At 42.1% G+C, this 18,778-nt stretch carries 12 protein-coding genes; 2 read left to right on the top strand and 10 right to left on the bottom strand.

Annotation, left to right across the window (positions count from 1 at the left end; all coding sequences use genetic code 11):
• Window positions 1–148: 148 nt before the first annotated feature.
• From dnm_RS00280 to dnm_RS00325, 10 genes are all read right to left on the bottom strand, one after another.
• On the bottom strand, window positions 149–886 hold the full coding sequence (locus dnm_RS00280; RefSeq protein WP_207680721.1) for a substrate-binding periplasmic protein: 738 nt from the start codon (window positions 884–886) through the stop codon (window positions 149–151).
• On the bottom strand, window positions 883–2,301 hold the full coding sequence (locus tag dnm_RS00285; protein ID WP_207680722.1) for a methyl-accepting chemotaxis protein: 1,419 nt from the start codon (window positions 2,299–2,301) through the stop codon (window positions 883–885). Before dnm_RS00285 ends, dnm_RS00280 begins: the two co-directional genes overlap by 4 nt.
• Window positions 2,302–3,179: 878 nt before the next feature.
• Complete coding sequence (locus dnm_RS00290; protein ID WP_207680723.1) at window positions 3,180–3,563, bottom strand: hypothetical protein; 384 nt, start codon at window positions 3,561–3,563, stop codon at window positions 3,180–3,182.
• A 5-nt stretch (window positions 3,564–3,568) separates the two neighbouring features.
• Window positions 3,569–3,841: a DUF4160 domain-containing protein gene (locus dnm_RS00295; protein ID WP_207680724.1), complete on the bottom strand. Its 273-nt coding sequence runs from the start codon at window positions 3,839–3,841 to the stop codon at window positions 3,569–3,571.
• Between the two features lie 266 nt (window positions 3,842–4,107).
• A complete protein-coding gene (asnS, locus tag dnm_RS00300; protein WP_207680725.1) occupies window positions 4,108–5,490 on the bottom strand; it encodes an asparagine--tRNA ligase in 1,383 nt (460 codons plus the stop codon).
• Between the two features lie 273 nt (window positions 5,491–5,763).
• On the bottom strand, window positions 5,764–6,183 hold the full coding sequence (locus tag dnm_RS00305; RefSeq protein WP_207680726.1) for a DUF1178 family protein: 420 nt from the start codon (window positions 6,181–6,183) through the stop codon (window positions 5,764–5,766).
• A complete protein-coding gene (locus tag dnm_RS00310) occupies window positions 6,180–7,079 on the bottom strand; it encodes an LEA/WHy family protein (protein WP_207680727.1) in 900 nt (299 codons plus the stop codon). The genes dnm_RS00305 and dnm_RS00310 overlap by 4 nt, the downstream gene beginning before the upstream one ends.
• Window positions 7,080–7,675: 596 nt before the next feature.
• Window positions 7,676–8,677: a sensor histidine kinase gene (locus tag dnm_RS00315; RefSeq protein ID WP_207680728.1), complete on the bottom strand. Its 1,002-nt coding sequence runs from the start codon at window positions 8,675–8,677 to the stop codon at window positions 7,676–7,678.
• Window positions 8,678–9,091: 414 nt separating this feature from the next.
• Complete coding sequence (locus dnm_RS00320) at window positions 9,092–10,975, bottom strand: EAL domain-containing protein (protein WP_207680729.1); 1,884 nt, start codon at window positions 10,973–10,975, stop codon at window positions 9,092–9,094.
• A 719-nt stretch (window positions 10,976–11,694) separates the two neighbouring features.
• Window positions 11,695–13,239: a hybrid sensor histidine kinase/response regulator gene (locus dnm_RS00325; RefSeq protein ID WP_207680730.1), complete on the bottom strand. Its 1,545-nt coding sequence runs from the start codon at window positions 13,237–13,239 to the stop codon at window positions 11,695–11,697.
• 445 nt (window positions 13,240–13,684) lie between these two features.
• Between dnm_RS00325 and dnm_RS00330 the strand changes: the two genes are divergently transcribed.
• Together dnm_RS00330 and dnm_RS00335 are read left to right on the top strand one after the other, a co-directional pair.
• Window positions 13,685–15,958: a PAS domain S-box protein gene (locus tag dnm_RS00330; RefSeq protein ID WP_207680731.1), complete on the top strand. Its 2,274-nt coding sequence runs from the start codon at window positions 13,685–13,687 to the stop codon at window positions 15,956–15,958.
• A 526-nt stretch (window positions 15,959–16,484) separates the two neighbouring features.
• Window positions 16,485–18,203, top strand: coding sequence for a sigma-54 interaction domain-containing protein (locus dnm_RS00335; RefSeq protein ID WP_207680732.1), 1,719 nt, complete (start codon window positions 16,485–16,487; stop codon window positions 18,201–18,203).
• Window positions 18,204–18,778 lie beyond the last annotated feature (575 nt).

The raw sequence follows: 18,778 nt of genomic DNA on the forward strand, positions 1-18,778 counted from the left end.
ATTAAATATAAAACTCTGTTTATTTGAATTTACAGATTAAAATAGAGGGAACGACAAGTTCGCCGGCGCAGGCTTTTTTGCGTCCGGTGCAGATATGGGTCAGCCGGTGGCTTCTCAAATCTGATTTTCCGATTCAGACTGTCAGAATTCAGCGATAATTGCTGAATATCTGATCCACCGTACCGTCAGCTTTCATTTCCTCAAATATTTTATTCAGTTTTGCAACGGTTTCTGTAGAAACAGATTTGTTCAATGCCAGATACATAAAAGATTCTTTAATCATAAAAACCTGTTCCAATACAGATAACCCTTCTTTTTTTGCCAAATAAGGCCCTAGCAGATTTACGGTCGCCCAGAGATCAATTTTTTCTCCGTCCAGTTTTCTGGCGTTCAGGTGTTCAGATATGGCATATTCAATTTTAAAACCCTTTTTTTCCAGAAAAATCGCAAATGCATCGCCTTTGCATCCGCCGATTTTATATTTCCGCGCATCATCCAGCGTACTGATTTTAATATTACGGTTCTTTTTCCCCATCAAAATCCAGCTAGTTGAAACCAAAGGGCCGACCCAGTTAAACAACTGTTCCCGCTCAGGTGTCCGAAAGGTTGAAAACACACCGTGTCCCGATTTTTGCAGAGCCATGTTATATGAACGGTTCCAAGCATAGATCCGAATCGTATATTCGATTCCTGCCCGTTTGAAAAGTTCTCTGACAATCTCTGTTGAAATCCCCGTTATAGGATCGTCAGCATTGCCGATGCTTTCCCCACTGACACGCATATTAAATGGCGGATAATCCTCAGTCAGAAGATGCAGCGTTTCTGACCATCCGATGCTCCATGAACAAAAAAACAGCACAATTCCCATACCCAAAATTTTTTTCATACGTTTCTCCCCTTCACATTTCTGTCAAATATCAACCCATTATTTTGACACTCATTTTTCCGCGTCAGAGACTGCCTCGCGGTTCCTTTGATAACGATGCTCAGTTCATCAACAATTCTCTTCATTTGTTCAGCCTGAGCATTCATTTCCTGAGAAAAACCTGCGGATTCCTGAGCATTGGCGGCATTCCGCTGTGTTACGCCATCCATATCAGATGATGCCTGACTGATCTGATTTATTCCTGAAACCTGTTCGCGCGAAGCCAATTCAATCTCTTTTATCAGTGAATCAGCTCTTGATATTGCGGCAACAAGTTTTGAAAAGGCTTCATCTGTGATGATGACCATATCGGATGAATCTCTGATTTTATTGACAGTGTCTTCAATCAGACCTGCTGTGTTCTTTGCTGATGTTGCTGTACGCATTGAAAGGTTTCTGACCTCATCCGCAACCACTGCAAATCCGGAACCAGCTTCTCCGGCTCTGGCAGCCTCAACCGCCGCATTCAGTGCCAGCAGATTGGTCTGAAAGGCTATTCCGTCTATGGTTTCAATAATTTTTGATGTGCTTCTGCTGGATTCGGAAATCTCTTCCATTGCTTTCATAAGTCCGGTTATTACACTGTTCAGTTTTTCAGTCTCATGGCTGACTTCTTTCATAAGTAAATTGGCATCGTTGGAATTATCTGCGTTCTGCTTGATCATTGAAGACATTTCCTCAGCAGATGAAGATATTTCTTCTATGGATGAAGCCTGTTTCGAAGCGTCCTGAGCCAAAGTCTGACTCGCGGCTGAGATTTCTTCTGAGGATGAAACAAACAGTTCGGCATTTGTCCTAAGCGTCTCAATAATTCGCTGGATCGGTCTGATGGCAATGATTTCAAGACAGACCGTTATGCTGGCAGCTAACAGTATAACGATGCAGAAAACAGCGGCCGCCTCTTTGAAAATCAGATTTTCAATCTTTGCCCCGATCATGTCTCTTAAATCTGAAATTTCTTTTTGCATCTGTTCTCTGCTTTGCCGGATTTCTGCATTAAGCAGAGACTCTGTATAATAAATTTGTACTTTGCCTAATTTTTCTTTTCCGTAAAAAGCTTCTGCCTGAAAGGATAATTTTTCGTTGATGCCGATGTTTTCAGGAACGGTTTTACCGGCTTGGATTTCAGGATTTTTCCATGCGGCAGCCAAGGGCCTGTTTTCAATGTCCGTAACGCTTACAGCTATGATCTGGGGAATTTTCAGATACGATTTTATCGCATCTTCAAGCCCTTCCCAGTCATAATTATAGATGAACATCCCGCACAGATTGCCCATTATTTCGGTATTGACACTGAAGTCTGCCTGAAACGCTTTTTTCCGCTTTTCCATCTGTGTGTCAGTAAGCTTCTCTGCCAGCTGTTTCTGTTCTCTCAAAAGAAACTCCGCCATTCCAAATTGAAAATTCAGCAATAGCAGTACGGTAAGGACTAAAAGAACGAAAATGACAAGCCCGTTAATCACGGAAGTCTTTGCCGAAATCCCGAATCTTCCTGTTGCAAAATATCTGTTCTTCAATTTTATCCTTTCGTCATTTTCACCAGCTTATAAAACATATTTTGACATCCTTCATTTACCAGTTTACACTTTGCTACAGAACAATCTTGCAAATTATTTTACAATTCAGAAAAAGTGCAAACTGATCTTCGGCTTTTATAAAAAACAATTTTATATTATACCATAAAATAATAATAAAATCAAGGTTTTTTCTTAAAACTTTTCTTTCAGCCGGAACTGAACAGTCTTAAAATTTTTCGGCATGTGCAGTTAAGCATAACTATTTGAAATCAAATGTAGCTGTAGGGTGGGTGGAGCGAAGCGCAACCCACCGTTTACTGAATTTCGGTGAGTTCCGCTTCGCTACACCCTCGGATTGGGAAACAGAACCGACTTTTGCCGGATTTGCCAATCGGGCGGGAGCGATTTCGTAAGTGAGAGAATGTCGTTGAAAGGAGCCCGAACCGGGGGCACGGCTTAACAAAAGAAAGAAATTCTTATAGCGGATCATCTGCTGAAAGCCGCCGGTTTTCATTGTGACTGTCGGGTCATTGGCTATTTATACCCGATGATCAAATTTTTGACCCGGTTCGAACAAAAAGTTTGTCATTCCGTTCGACTGAACTCATGCCGAAGCCTGCGAAAGCAGGAATCCGTTTTGGGCCGATGCAGTGCTTCCGGGAACTGTGGATTCCTGCTTTCGCAGGAATGACAGAAAACAACTTGGTGATTGAGGGTATAAAACTTTTATTCAGGCTCTATGCGGCTTTTTTCTGACGATTTTTGGCGGTTTTAATTTTTTTTCCATATTTTTCACAAAAAAAACGGATACATTCAGGTGCGATGTCAATTGTTTTTTCGTCATACAATCCTGTTTCCGGATTTAGCCAGATAAGCGTATAGTCACCTTTTACCCATTTGAATCTTTTTTTATCTCTGAGTGGTAAAAAAGCATCTCCTGGATTTTCCTTCACAATCAGCGGATAAAAATCCAGCTCATAGATTGATACATCCAGATTTTCCTCAAACCATAATCTCAGGATATAATCTTTTACATGTTCGGCTTTGAGAAGCCCTCGCTCAAATTTGTCTTTCCAATTTGATTCATCTTTGGCATATTCAGACCATTCTTTCCATTTCATGATATTTATCCCACAATTGATATAAGCTTATTATTCATGGCATGTTCCCATTGCTCAAGCAGTTCCTGCTCATGGACATCAACCCATGCTTCCACCATTTTTTTCAATTTCGGAGGCAGGTCCTTACCAGGTTTTATCCATCTTTTTGCTCTGATTTCATAACGGTAGCTTTTTACATCATTTTGATATTTGACATGAACATGTGGCGGTGCATGATCATTGTAATTCATCAGAACGATCAGTGTCCCTTTCTTAAAGGGATGCGATACAGGTGGCATAATTTATTATTCTCTAAAAATAAAATATCCGGAACGTAGGGTGACCGCACAAGGTGGGTTGCGCTTCGCTTCACCCACCCTACGTTTTTCATGGTTCGTTGTGGCTGGCAAGTCATGCCCGTTTATATGAAAGTGTCAGATGTTAAGTGTTAAGTGTCAGGAAAAACAGCAAGATTTTCATCATTCGTTGTGGCAGGCAGCTCATGGCCGTTTATATGAAAGATATGTGTGATCTGTAATTTAAAATGATGCTGTCAAATTGGTTTTCAGAATTCAATACTGTTCGGCGTTCTCGGAAAGGGGATGACATCCCTGATATTGCGGATGCCTGTCACCAGCATGATGAGCCGCTCAAATCCGAGGCCGAAACCGCTGTGCGGGACAGTTCCGAATTTTCGGGTGTCAAGATACCACCAGTAATTTTCCTGGGACAGTCCCATTTCATTCATCCGTGATTTAAGCACGTCAAGGCGTTCCTCACGCTGGCTCCCGCCAATGATTTCTCCGACACCCGGGACAAGAACATCCATTGCCGCGACGGTTTCGCCATCATCATTCACTCTCATATAAAACGGTTTGATGTCTTTGGGATAATCATAGACAATGACAGGTTTTTTAAAATGTTTTTCAGTAAGGTGGCGTTCATGTTCAGATTGCAGATCTTTCCCAAAATCAACAGGATAGTCAAATTTTTTCCCGGACCTGTTCAAAATTTTCACAGCCGCTTTGTACGGCAGACGGACATATTCTGATGATGCGATATTTTCCAAGGTCCGCATCAGGGTTTTATCCACAAATTTTGCAAAAAGCTCCAGGTCTTCGGGACATTCTTCCATAACATAACTGCTCAGATATTTTATGAAAGCTTCGGCAATCTCCATGTTTTCGGTAAGATCACAGAAAGCCATTTCCGGTTCCACCATCCAGAATTCTGCCGCATGTCTCCGGGTATTGGAATTCTCCGCTCTGAATGTGGGGCCGAATGTGTAAACATCCCCCAGGGACAGGGCAAACATTTCTGCGGATAACTGTCCGGAAACTGTCAGATTTGTCTCTTTGCCAAAAAAATCCTGTGCATAGTCGGGTTTTCCATCTTTTTTCGAGGGACTGTCCGGAGCCAATGTCGTGACCCTGAACATCTCTCCCGCGCCCTCGCAGTCAGACCCGGTGATAATGGGAGAATGCAGATATCTGAACCCTCTGTCTCTGAAAAATTTGTGTACAGCATAGGATAGTTCCGAGCGGATACGGAATGCAGCCCCGTATTTGTTTGTTCTGGGCCTTAAATGTGCGATGGTTCTTAAAAACTCATCCGTATGACGTTTTTTCTGCAAAGGATAGGTGTCCGGAGCAATGCTGATGATCTCTGCTTTTTCCGCCTGAATCTCCCATTTCTGTCCTTTTCCCCGAGATTCTATGAGCGTACCAGTCACAGCAATGGCAGAACCTGTGGTAAGTTTTTTAATATCTTCATAATGTTCCAAAGTATCGTCAGCAACAACCTGTATGTTTTTGAGACATGATCCGTCATTGATTTCAATAAACGAAAAGGTTTTTGAATCGCGTCGGGTTCTGACCCATCCTTTGAAAAAAAACTTATCCCCGGGAACATCTGATTTTAAAATTTCGATTATTTTTGTACGTTTCATTAGAAAATCTCCATGATCGTAACTCTCAGGATATACATTTTCTGATACAGACCGCCCGCGCTTCCGAAGTTTTATAAATGCACTCGTAAGTTAAGGCAACAGTTGTCTCAGGAATGCGAAAATCATCTTTCGCGCTGATTCCGAAAAAAAAATTTTCAGACCCGGGCAGTTTATAATTATGCTTATAATAAGGAAAAAGCCGTCTCCGGAGCGCGAAAATCATTTTTCACACTGACTCCGAAATTCAGGCAGATAAATCGAAAAATGCAAAAATCATACATCCGCATCCGCAGGAGGAGGCACAGGAACTTTGAAAAATTTTATTCCCTCTTCTTCTAAGGTTTTTTCTTCCTCTTCAGTGCTGTTTCCCTTTATATTCCTGGGCTTGGAGACACCGTAATGGATTTTAAGGGCTTCCTTGGCAAAATCACAACCCACATCTTCGAAATTTTTATCCACAAAATCTGCTATTTTATTATTTATATCAGTAAGTTCAGCCTGCTGATCAGAAACCTCTCTTGCTGTCCGGGACGATTTTATCGCAAACGCGGAAGGGATTTTGAAAACAGAGGTATCATTACAAACCGGGCAGGCAATCAGAGATTTTTCCTTTTGCTCCTCGTATGCCTGACTGTCTTCAAACCAACCTTCAAACGTATGACCGTTGCTGCATTGCAAATCAAATGCTATCATTTCATTTCTGTTCCTTCCTTAATAAAAGACACATTGCCAGTATGGTGAAACGGAAAGTTTTTCTTACCCATTTTAGGGACATAAAATTTCATTTTTCCTGATAATTCATATTCGGACGAAGCTTTTGTCAATACATTATCCAAAGACCAGTCCAGCTCTGAAAAAGTGACATTCATCGGAATTTTCACCAAGGATGAGCTGTTTTCAGCAATGGGAGAGACGGTCTTAAAGGAGCCTTTGGCAAATCTTGTTTCAGACAGATTTATGCTGTAATTCAATCCCTTTAACTGAATTGGAAACGGATTGGGGTTCTCTATGCTAAAAACAATTATCACTGTGGATGTTCCGGTCAAGGAAAAATTTGAAGTATCAACATATTTTATTGATATTTTCGGCAGCCCGGGGATGTCAATAAATCCCTTTGTCTGATACGGAATCGCAAAAGGGCCCGCACCAATGAATCCGGATAAATCATAAGCAATTTTATCGGATTGAATAAACTCTGTGACCGATTCGAACAACCCCGGGTAATTGAAAGTGACAGACAACCCCACCTGCTCCGAACCAACCGCTTTTAAGGGAATCCCTTTGTCAGCGACCCCTTTTATAAATTTTTTGTCGTTAATTTTGAAACTGTAACCAATACTTCTGATTTTTATGCTCATGGGATTGGGGTTACTGACCTTGAAACTGAACACTGGTGTTGATTCAAACAATGACATATTTTCCAGCGTCATACCCTCAAATGTGACAACAGGTTTGTCAAGAAGCTCCTGGTCCACGAGTGTGGCACATCCCCATATCATCATTATTTTTACAATTAAAACAACTAAAACTGTCTTTTTATGTGCGTTTGTCCTTTGAAAAAAATTTCCTGCACTCATTGTTTTTTTCATTATATTTTTTTCATTATACTAGAAAATGATAAAAAGTTGTGATAATAGCAGTCCGTGGTGATTTCTTTTTTTATAACAAAAAAATTCTCAGTTGCATAGTGGGAGAATCCCATAAAATAGCATTTCTTTGACTTTTTTTCATCTCGTCTGTACAAAATATTTTAAACTCAACAGGTTATCATGAATATGACACAGATGACAGCATTTTTGATTAGCATAACTGTCAGATCATATCAATCTTATTTTAAACAACGCATCAGGTCTGAATTTACAACAGGAACGTATTACATCTGAAAATTAAAGAATAAACATGATGTATAATAAGGTAAAGATGATTTTCCTTATTGGGGGATTTGGAGCAATGCGGATTGGAGACGTCGGTGGTGTGATTTTGTTCTTCCCACACTTCGGCGTGAGTGGGAACGCATGATGGCCGGAGGGTCAGTCCCCCCGGCTGAAAGCAAAAGCATCCTAAAGAAAGCTGCGAAACAGTCTCAGATCGCAAATGTTCATAAAAAAATTTGGGTTATCAGTCCTTTAGCAGGCTTTCGTTTTCAGCTCCGACATTACGATGCCGAGGCTTGTTTCGAAGCCTTCTAAGCAGCAAGCGGGTATTTTTTAGCAACAGTCTCCTGTGCCGCGGTTGTAAAAATCGTAAAAAAGAATGTCGAACCCTTGCCAGCCGAACTCTCAAGCCATATTTTCCCGCCCATCAGCTTGACCAGATGTGAGCATATTGCCAACCCCAGACCTGTTCCGCCGTATTTTTTCATAGTTGAAACATCAATCTGGGAAAAGGACTGAAACAGACATTCTCTTTTGTCAGACGGTATGCCAATACCTGTATCTTTAACGGAAAATTGAAGTTCAACCATCCCGTTATTCTCGGAAATTTTTTTTACGCCAACGGAAACTTCCCCTTGTTCGGTAAATTTCAGCGCGTTTTCAACAAGATTGAACAAAATCTGATTCAGGCGTATGACATCACTGTTAATAAAACGCGGCACTGATGGTTCAATCAGAAAGGTCAGCTCAATATTTTTTTCCGAAGCTTTCAGGACTAACAAATCATAAACATTCCTGAGGCAGGTCATCAGTTCAAAACGATTTGCCTCCAACGCCATCTTTCCTGACTCTATTTTGGAAAAATCCAAAATATCATTAACAATCCTCAGTAAATTTTCACCGCCCTCCCGTATAATATCAGCGAACCTGTACTGCTGGGCTGTGAGTTCTGTTTTCATGAGAAAATTGGTCATGCTGATTATCGCGCTCATGGGATTTTTGATTTCATGGCTCATAAAAGCTAAAAATTCGGATTTGGCTTTTGCAACCGCTTCGGCCGCTTCTTTGGCTTCTTTTAATTTTTTATTCGTTGTTCTGAGCTGACTGAGCTGTTTTTTCATTTCCTGACGTTCATCAGAAAAATACCAGAACTGATTTGACGGATAACCAGGCAAACACGCGAAGGTCCGAGTTGCCTGGTCTAATTCATCCTCCCGAGAAAAAAATATTTCTTCCCCTGATGGATTATACCTGACTTCTAATGACTTGATTTTACATTCTGATTGTTCTCGGAGAGAATCCGATAGCTGCATTTTTTTCTCCTTTCTCTATATAATGTTTCTCACTCCGGAGTGCCAAACTTGCAGTTTGGCACTCCGGACAGTCTTTACAGCGATACCTTCTACAAATATGATTTATTTATTAGTACGTTTATCAGGTTAAGCCTTTATTAAGATTTTATTAAAATTTTATTAAAAATAAAAATAGCCCGGCAATGAACAGCCGGGCTATTTTCAAATCGTTCTCAGGCGATTTCCGGAAAAGAACATATCAGCAGACTTTTTCAGTTTGTAGTTCCGCCTTCAGGCGGTGTCACATCGCCTGAAGGCGGAACTACAAACCGCTATGCTCATTCCTGTAAATCGCCTTACGAAGATTTAACGCTTTGGTAATATGGTTATTTTTTAATGTCGGCTATCACATTATTCTGATTTCCATACTTTTTTTCACGCCTGAACCTCCCTGTGCCCCAATTCAGGGATTATTCGGGATGAACAATTGTCGGGAATATCCTGAGAATATACTACATCCATTTCATAGATATAATCCAAGTCGTTATTGGTGTCATCAAGCTTGGTGATGCTCATCTTATCCGGACTTTTTTTGGCCTTTTTTTTCTTTGCTGCCATAATATTGCTGATTTCTTCCGTGGAATAAACACGGGAACGCAGGGCCGGCAATTCGAGAACCACCGCGCTGATAGTCATCAGGGGAAAGGCCTTTTCCCTCCCGTCCCGGTCTTTGGAAAGAATATACCCTCTTTCAATGGCCCCGGTATCATAAAAACTCTCCACATCGTTCCGAAACTGTCTCACCATTATCGAGACATCTGAAATCGCTTTTTTCAAAGAGATTCCGTGGATACCCATAAAAAAATCATCTCCGCCGATGTGTCCGGCAAAACGGTTGGCGTACTCTGTCCGGGTTCTCAGCAGTTCTGAAAACAGCAGGATCACCCGGTCTCCCTGACGAAATCCGTAAGAATCATTATAAGGTTTGAAATTATCAAAATCAAAATACACAAAAATATATTGATTTTTTGTATCATGCAGGGCTTCGGAAACATATTCGTGAATGAGTGTATTTCCCGGAAGTCTGGTCAGGGGATTCTGATCTCTGGCAATAGCGATGTTTTTTTCATTAAGGACTTTTAAAAGAGAATGCGCACTCAGAAAGCCTTTATATTTCATGCTTTCCGTGATGAGGATGCCTTTGAGATTTTCAGTATGGGAATAGATTTCGAGAATTTTTTCCACAGGTGTGTGTATATCCGCGATGGGAAACTTGCTGATGAATTTATTCAGATTTTTTCCAAAAGCCGGATTCTGAAGCAATGCATTGCCGTGAGGAGAAAAGGTATAATTTTTGAAGCTCTTTTCACTGATAACGCCTAGCGGCTCATTGTTGCGATTTAGGACAGGAAAAAAACTGTTGTCCTGTTGCTGCCTGAACTTTTTAAACACTTCAAAGATATCATAGTTATAAAACACAGGTTCAATATACTCCATCTCCGTAGTGATAAGCTTCTTGTCTTCTGAATTTTTATTCCGCTGATCACATTCGCTTAACAATCTGATATGGTCATACTGACTTTTAAGCACATGAATATCCGATTCAGGCGGCTGAATAAAATAGCCCTGAATCAGATCGCAGCCAATGATCCGGCATCCGTAGTATTCCTGTTTTGTTTCAACGCCCTCGGCAATAACCATGCTTCCCATGAGATGAGCGATGTTTACCATGCTTGAAACAAAAAGCCTTTTATTTGAATCCTTTTCCATGTCCTGAATGAAAAACCGGTCAATTTTGATAAAATCAGGCTCTGTATAATAAAGCATCTGAAAACCTGAAAAACCGGTTCCGCAGTCATCCACTGCGATTTTAAACCCCTGGGACCGATAGACATTGAGGATACTCACCGCAGTCTGAGCATCTTTCAGTTTGTGTTTCTCAGAAATTTCAAAACAGACAGCATCCAGCGGAAGACGGTGGCGTTTCAAAATATTTATTGTGCTGCCCGATTGATAATCTTCGGAATTCAAAACGCGATTATCCAGATTAAAAAACAACTTTGTCTGACATTCACAGTCCATCTTCGAAAATTTTGTGATGGCTTTTTCTCGTAGGACCAGATCCACCTGATGCAGAACATTGTCTTGATATGCCTGGTCAAAAAAAGCAGATATGGACTTAAAACCGGCTGCCTCGTAATTTCGCATTAATGCCTCACATCCGTAACATACGCCGGTATGAATGTTCACAATGGGCTGAAATGCAAAATCAATGTGCGAAAGACTGGAAACCCAGTCATTGCTTTCAAGTGGTTTCATTGTTATTTTAGGTGTTAGGTGTTAGGTGTCAGGTGTTAAGAAAAGCAAAACAAATCGCTGATTTTTGACCATCTGACCCCCCTAACATATTACTCGAAATTCAAGTTTTTTTCTGTCATTCCTGCAAAAGCAGGAATCCACACTCCCCGGAATCGCCGCATCTGCCAAAAACGGATTACTGCTTTCGCAGAAATGACAGGCTTTTTGTTCGAATCGGGTCAGAAAACTTGATCATAGAGTATTAAAAATTTTTTTTAGCCACATTTCAATTTGAAAGATTTCTAAAAATAAAAGCCAATGCAATCGCCAGTAAGTATCTGGTCATAAATTTTCGAATATAAGACCTCCGAAGTTTTTAAAACTTCGGAGGTCTCTGATAGTGAAAACTTTTGATCAGGTACTTACAAAACAGTTCCTCATCTTCATCTTTCCCCTGATTTTTTGTTAAAATTAACATTGCATTTAATATGGTTACCAAATGTTAGCTCATTATTAGGACAAAATGAGTATTCTGTTAGTTTTTTGGCGGTGTCCCAAATCCGGATATAACGTCATATCATCCTTAAAAAATGTAGGGTGGGTGGAGCGAAGCGCAACCCACCGCACAAGGTGGGTTGCGCTTCGCTCCACCCACCCTACGTTCCGGGTATTTTATTTTTGGGGAAATCCCTTATGCGAATTGAAGTTGTTCACAGCATGAGCGCGGTTTATTATGAACATTACATCTTGAAACAAAGCATAAACGTCGTGCCTTCTCCCGGCAGACTTTCCACCTTAACCATTCCATTATGCTGTTCCATTATGCCATAAAGGGTGGAGAGACCCAGACCCACACCGTATCCTTCTTTTTTAGTGGTGAAGAACGGCTCAAAAATATGGGAAAGGTCTTCCGGGGAAATTCCTGTTCCGGTATCTTTCACAGCCACAGTTACAAATTTTTCTTCCGGATCATAATCACTGGTGAGAGTAAGGGAACCGCCCTTTGGCATGGCATCCATCGCATTAAAAATGAGATTGATGACACATTGTTGCAACTGGTTAAAATCCCCTTTTATCCGGGGAATATCCGGTGCGACACGGTGAACAAGGCGGATATTATTGAGTTCGAGTTTATGCTGGCTCATAAGGACACACCGGTGCAACAGCTCGTCCACCTGTATATCTCCGAAAGCAGGGGAAGACTTGCGGGAAAAGGTCAGCAGGCTGGAGACAATCTGAGAACACCGGCTGGTTTCGTTGACAACAAGGTCCAGATATTGCCTGAATTTTTTTTGGCGATCTTCTTTCAGAGGACCTCTCTCGAGGATGCGGGACATGAGACGGCCATAATTGAGAATTCCGGCAAGAGGATTGTTAATTTCATGCACCACGCTGGCGGCCAGCTTTCCCAGAGACATCATTTTATCCTGATGAAGGATACGGGCCTGATCCTGCACTTCCCGTTCAAGTTTCCGGATTTCCCGAAGGTCCCTGAAAAAACAGACCAGTCCGTCCTCTTTTCCCTGATTAAAAATCACGGAGGCTGACAACTGAACAGGAATACACTGATCATCTTTTCCCCGGAGTGTGGTTTCAAAAAGAAAAAGCCGGTTCTTTCCGCCATATTTTTCACTGGCCAGTTCTGTTTTTAGTCGTTTTTCCTCTCCGGGAGGAAAGAACTGTCCCAGGACCATCTGGTTCAGAACCTGTGTTTGGGAATACCCGAGCAGGGCTTCCATACTCCGGTTGAAAGTAATAATTTTTTCCTGCCCGTTGCATCCGATGATACCATCCATGGAGCTTTCAATGAGATTTTGCTGAAAAGCAAAAGTTTCCATAAGTTCCCGGGTTGTTTTGGACAATCCCTCTTCCAGAAACGTCGTGTAATCCTGAAGCTGTCTGCGAGTGGTATGGCGATGCTTTGCCCGATCCAAAGCAACATTCAGGGCATCTTCATGAATAGGCTTGGAAATAAAGTCTGAAGCGTCCAGCTGAAGTGCGCGAATGGTGACATCCATTTCGCCAAATGCGGTGGCAACAATCACTTCAATATCCGGATACTGGCGTTTTATCGCCTCAAGAACCTGAAGACCATCCATGCCCGGCATACGGATGTCCGTAATAACAATCTGAGGGGATATCTTCCCGCACAGACACAGACCTTCGATACCGTCCGATGCGGTCCACACATGATATCCCGCGTCCGCAAGGGTAATACGCATGGTCTTTCGAATCCCCTCCTCATCATCAATAAAAACGATTTTCCAACCATTAGGCTGTGCCATGAAAAATCTCCCATAATTGATAAGGGCATTTCTCGTTCCCACGCAAACCATGGGAATGCCTCCGGGACGCTTTGTTTCCCAAACAGCAGACAGAAATCAGGACGCAATGCATTCCCACGCAAACCACGGGAACAAAATCGCCTGATCAGGACACAAAACGTCCGCACTGCATTCCCACGCAAACCACGGGAACGAAATCGCTTAATAATTCTTCCTCTGCTGATTATCAATCACCGATTATCAATTGTCAAATAATCCTTCCTATTTTTATGAAAATTTGGTAATGTAATGTTTATAAATCAAAAAATTCTGAAAAATATATCCGTCAGCATCTGGTTCGGACTAAAAGCACGCCCGTTGCCAGTCTGACGGAAATATCTTCAATCTGCCAATATGACAAATCAAATCATTCATTTTCAACCTGATATGTAACAAGGGGGGAAATATGTTGAAAAATCTGCGTCATAGTCTCGTGTTAAGGCTTATTTTTGCAGTGGGAGTGACCCTGCTTATCAGTATATCCACATGGGCCTACTTCAGTATCAGGTATCAGCAGAAAAAATTCATGCAGAGCATTGTGGAAGGAACGGACAGACTGACCAACACCATTAAGCTCGGCACACATTATGCCATGATGATCAACTCCAGGGATGAAATCAACCAGATCATCCGAAATATTGGCAGGCAGAAGGAAATTGAAAATATAAGAATTTATAACAAAGACGGACAGATAAAATTTTCAAACCGGGATTCGGACATTGAGCAGATAACCAATATTAAGGCAGAAGCCTGTTATATCTGTCACCGTTCGGAACCTGCTTTGTATGAATTAGAGCTGGCGCAAAGGACCCGCATATTCACTTCTCCCCGGGGATATCGGCTGTTGGGAGTTATCAGTCCCATTAATAACGAGCCAGGATGTTCGTCTGAGTGTCACTTCCATCCTAAAGACAAAAAAATCCTGGGAGCGCTTGATGTTGTTGTTTCACTGAAAGGAACAGATGCCGATATTCTGCGTTATGAAGAGGGGATCATCTCGCTGACGGTTTTTGTATTTCTTGTGACATCAGTCATTATTTTTATCATCGTGTTAAAATTCGTAAAGCAGCCCATCAAAAAGCTGATAGACGGAACCCATCTGATCGCGAAGGGAGCGTATTACAACAAGGTGGATGTTCACACAGAGGACGAAATCGGAGAACTGGCAATGGCCATCAATTCCATGGGCAAAGAAATTGGTGACAAACAGGCCAAACTGAACAGGCAGCGGGACGAATATCAGCAACTGTTTGAGAATGTCCCCTGTATCATAACGGTTCAGGACAGAAACTACAGACTTCTGGGATATAACCGGGAATTTTCAAATAAATTTAATCCCAAAAAAGGAGATATGTGCTTTCACGCATACAAGGGGCGTGATAAAAAATGTGAGAATTGTCCGGTTGAAAAAACATTTGAAGATGGTGAGTCCCATTACAGCGAAGAGGCGGGGGTGAACAAAGACGGAACACTGACGCATTGGATTGTCAGAACAGCACCCTTGAGAAACAATGAGGGCGAGATCGTCGCGGCCATGGAGATGTGTCTTGACATTACGCCCAGAAAGCAACTGGAAGAACAACTGGAAAAATCGGAAAAAAAATATCATGCCTTCTTCAGTAACATACCCAACCCTGTCTTTGTGCTGGACGCTGAGAACCTTCAAATCCTGGACTGTAACGAAAGCATCAGAGCGGTTTACGGATATGAAAAGAATGAGATCGTAAACACACATTTTACGGATTTGTTCATGGAGGACAAAAAGCATTACGCCCGCGAAATACTGACCAAAACCGTGATTGACCAGGTAAAGCATATGAACAAGGCTGGTAACATACTGTTTGTCAATATTCGTATCTCGCCTGCCGAATATGGAGAACAGAAGGTCTTTCTCGTTACTACCAGTGATATCACCAAACGCCTTGAAACCGAGCAGCAACTCATTCAGACCAGCAAAATGGCCACGCTGGGAGAAATGGCCACCGGTGTCGCGCACGAGCTGAATCAGCCGCTTTCGGTGATAAAGACCGCCAGCAGTTTTTTTATGAAAAAAATCAGGAAAAAAGAGACAATCAGGGAAGACATTCTTCTGACCATGTCTCAGGAAATAGACAGCCATGTGGACCGGGCCACAAAAATTATAAATCATATGCGGGAGTTTGGCAGAAAATCAGATATGTGTCTGGCGGAAGTTCAGGTGAACGGCGTCTTACAAAAGGCATTTGAAATCTTCAGCCAGCAATTGAAACTCAGAGGGATAGAGGTGGTCTGGGACCTTGAAGAAAATCTGCCCCGGATCATGGGAGACCCTGGCCGTCTGGAGCAGGTTTTTATCAATCTTATTATTAATGCAAGAGATGCTATTGAGGCGCGCTGGGAATTTAACCGCCAGGAGATGGCTGATCCGCAGGAAGAGGAAAGAAAAATTTTCCTCAGAACAAAGACTGAGGGAGATAAAGTTGTTATTGAAGTGGAAGATACCGGAAATGGGATTTCGCCCGAAATCAGAACCAAAATATTTGAGCCATTTTTTACAACCAAAGAAGTGGGAAAAGGCACGGGCCTCGGTCTTTCCATCAGTTACGGTATTATTAAGGACTGCGGCGGAACCATACGCACGCGTCGCAATAAAGGCAAAGGAGCCTTCTTTGTCATACAATTTTCCATTAGTGAAAAATAATCAGCTACGAGTTGTCAGCCGGCAGTCATCAGCTATAGATTTTAAGAAAATAAGTACCTGAGCACTCGATGTTCAAGTTTTTTTCTGTCATTCCTGCGAAAGCAGGAATCCGCTGCTTCCGGAAGCGTGGCCTCTGCCCAGAATGGATTCCTGCTTTCGCAGGAATGACAGGCTTTTTAGTCGAATCGGGTCAAAAAACTTGAACATCGAGTGAGCAAAAATTTTTCATACATCTTTTTTTCCGCGAAAGGGGAAGAAACCCGCACTTTTTCTTCATGGGCAGCGGGTCATTCCGGGAAAAAAACCGGGTTTCTTTTCCGCACAATTATCGAAAATTTATGGTTAGGTACTTATCAGTCACTCCGGAGTGCCAAACCGCAAATTTGACACTCCGGACGCCTCTGCCAAACTGCAAGTTTGGCACTCCGGATAACCTTTTTCTTAAAGCCCATACAAGCTGTCAGTAAAACAGCGAATGATTTTACCAACTGCCAACGGATAACCGTCAACTGTCAACTGATAATTTATGGATGATGTTTTTATAAAATACAGTCATATTGGTGAGATTTTTGATTATCTGTCACTGGGCGTTATCATTTTGTCTCCGGATCGCAAGATCACGTCCATGAACAGGACTGCCGAAGTGCTGACAGGGTATAAGGAATCAGAAGTTATCGGAATATATTGCTATAGGATATTTCTTGATTACCTGTGCGGCGGTTCCTGTAAATTTCTTGAAGCTGAAGAAACAGAGCGGAAAAATGTGGTTTCTGATATTTGGACCGCAGACCAGATCAATGAACATCTGACAATTACAAAAATAGAAGCTCCAATATACGGCGTAAATAAAGAACTTGTGGGCTGTATTGAAGTTTTCCAGGATTATTCGGCATTCAAAGACCTGATCAAACGGATACGGTATGATGATATCAGACTGAAAATCATACTGGATAATCTTGATATCGGAGTCCTTACGCTTGACCGCGGCAATCACATATCCTTTTTTAACACCACGGCTGAAAAAATTACCGGTTTCAGCCGGTCGGAAGTGCTTGGCAAACCTTGCCACACAGTTCTCGGAGAAGATTTTTGTAAAGATATTTTAGCCTTGCAACAATCAATGAACAAAGGAAATTTTCATTCAAGTATGGAAGGAAAAATTGTTGTGCGGGGGGGGCATGCCATTCCGGTTCGGGCAAACTATATCACGCTTAAAAACGAAGAAGGGGGCATTGTGGGCGGCCTGGCAACTATTTCCGATCTCTCCCTGAAATATCAGTTTGACCGGGCTTTTAAAGACCGATATACTTTTGGTGACATGGTGGGAAAAGCGCCTGTCATGCAAAGAATTTTCGAGATCATCCCGATTGTCGCTCCTACGGAATCAACCATACTGATAGAAGGGCCGACCGGAACAGGCAAAGACCTTCTCACCAAGGTTATTCATAACAGCAGCACGCGGCATAAGAAGCCTCTGGTAAAAGTGAATTGCGCGGCCTTGCCGGACAATCTTCTTGAATCGGAAATGTTCGGATATGTCAAAGGTGCGTTCACAGGCGCGAACAGGGACAAGCCGGGGCGATTCCAGGACGCGGACGGCGGAACAATCTTTCTTGATGAGATCGGTGATCTTCCTTTGTCATTGCAGGCAAAACTTCTTCGGGTCCTGGAAGACAGAGAGTTTTACCCCCTGGGAAGCAGAAAAACCACAAAAGTGGATGTCCGCATCATTTCAGCCACCAACCAGCGTCTTGAAAAACTGGTTCAGGAAAGGCGTTTTCGGGAGGACTTGTTTTATCGTCTCAACGTCATGCGTCTGGAACTTCCGGCTTTGAAAGAACGCAGAAGTGATATTCCGTTTCTGATTTCCCATATCCTTAACCGGCTTTGTGCGGCCAGAGACACACAGATAGATAAGATATCCGAAGCGGCCATGGAAGTGCTTTTGAATTACGATTATCCGGGAAACATCAGAGAATTGGAAAATATTCTTGAACATGCCCTGATCATCTGTCAGGGTTCCGTGATTGAACGAAAACATTTTCCCGTATCCCTTTTAAAAGCTGTTGACACCATTACTGAAGAAAGAAAGCCACTGGCTGAGAAACTCGGACACGAGGAAAAAGAGAAAATTCTTTCTATGTTGAAAAAATATGAATGGAAAAGAAGTCTGACCGCCCGGGCATTAAACATTAATCGCAGCACCTTATGGCGTAAGATGAAGAAATATGATATATTGTGCTAAGTGTTAGGTGTTAGGTGTTAGGTGGGGTGATGAAAATGTTTCCAAGACTCTGAAAAAGCTGATCCCGTTTTTGTTTCCCATATTTTTTAACTACCTGATTTTTAAGTCATAAAAAAATTCGGAATAAAAATGGGATCGCAATTATCCGCCCGCTTTGTGACATTTTCATCACCCCAGGTGTTAGGTGTCGGGTGTTAAGTGTTAGGTGTTAGGTGTCGGGTGTTAGGTGTTAGGTGTTAGGTGTTAGGAAAAATGACCGTCACTCTGCGGTCATAGCAAAACATGAAAGTTTGAGAACATCTGACACCTGACACTTAACATTTAACACCCGGGGTGATGAATCTGTTACCGATGCTCTTAAAAAGCTGATCCCGTTTTTGTTTCCACTATTTTATAAGTTGCTAATTTTTAAATCAAAAAATAGGCTGAACAAAAACGGGATCACAATTGGAAACTCTGTTTGCGACATTTTCATCAGCCCACCTATCACCTAATACCCGACACCTAACACCTAACACCTAACACCTAACACCTAACACCTAACACCTAACACCTGACACCCAAACATCTAACAC

Source organism: Desulfonema magnum, from assembly GCF_017377395.1.
In the GTDB taxonomy this organism is placed as follows: Bacteria; Desulfobacterota; Desulfobacteria; order Desulfobacterales; family 4be13; genus Desulfonema_C; species Desulfonema_C magnum.

Excerpts from the sequence above, each read along its gene's own strand:
- dnm_RS00305 (WP_207680726.1), bottom strand. The coding sequence starts at position 6,183 with ATGATAGCATTTGATTTGCAATGCAGCAACGGTCATACGTTTGAAGGT.
- dnm_RS00280 (WP_207680721.1), bottom strand. The coding sequence starts at position 886 with ATGAAAAAAATTTTGGGTATGGGAATTGTGCTGTTTTTTTGTTCATGG.
- dnm_RS00325 (WP_207680730.1), bottom strand. The coding sequence starts at position 13,239 with ATGGCACAGCCTAATGGTTGGAAAATCGTTTTTATTGATGATGAGGAG.
- dnm_RS00310 (WP_207680727.1), bottom strand. The coding sequence starts at position 7,079 with ATGAAAAAAACAATGAGTGCAGGAAATTTTTTTCAAAGGACAAACGCA.
- asnS (WP_207680725.1), bottom strand. The coding sequence starts at position 5,490 with ATGAAACGTACAAAAATAATCGAAATTTTAAAATCAGATGTTCCCGGG.
- dnm_RS00335 (WP_207680732.1), top strand. The coding sequence starts at position 16,485 with ATGGATGATGTTTTTATAAAATACAGTCATATTGGTGAGATTTTTGAT.
- dnm_RS00315 (WP_207680728.1), bottom strand. The coding sequence starts at position 8,677 with ATGCAGCTATCGGATTCTCTCCGAGAACAATCAGAATGTAAAATCAAG.
- dnm_RS00290 (WP_207680723.1), bottom strand. The coding sequence starts at position 3,563 with ATGAAATGGAAAGAATGGTCTGAATATGCCAAAGATGAATCAAATTGG.
- dnm_RS00320 (WP_207680729.1), bottom strand. The coding sequence starts at position 10,975 with ATGAAACCACTTGAAAGCAATGACTGGGTTTCCAGTCTTTCGCACATT.
- dnm_RS00330 (WP_207680731.1), top strand. The coding sequence starts at position 13,685 with ATGTTGAAAAATCTGCGTCATAGTCTCGTGTTAAGGCTTATTTTTGCA.
- dnm_RS00295 (WP_207680724.1), bottom strand. The coding sequence starts at position 3,841 with ATGCCACCTGTATCGCATCCCTTTAAGAAAGGGACACTGATCGTTCTG.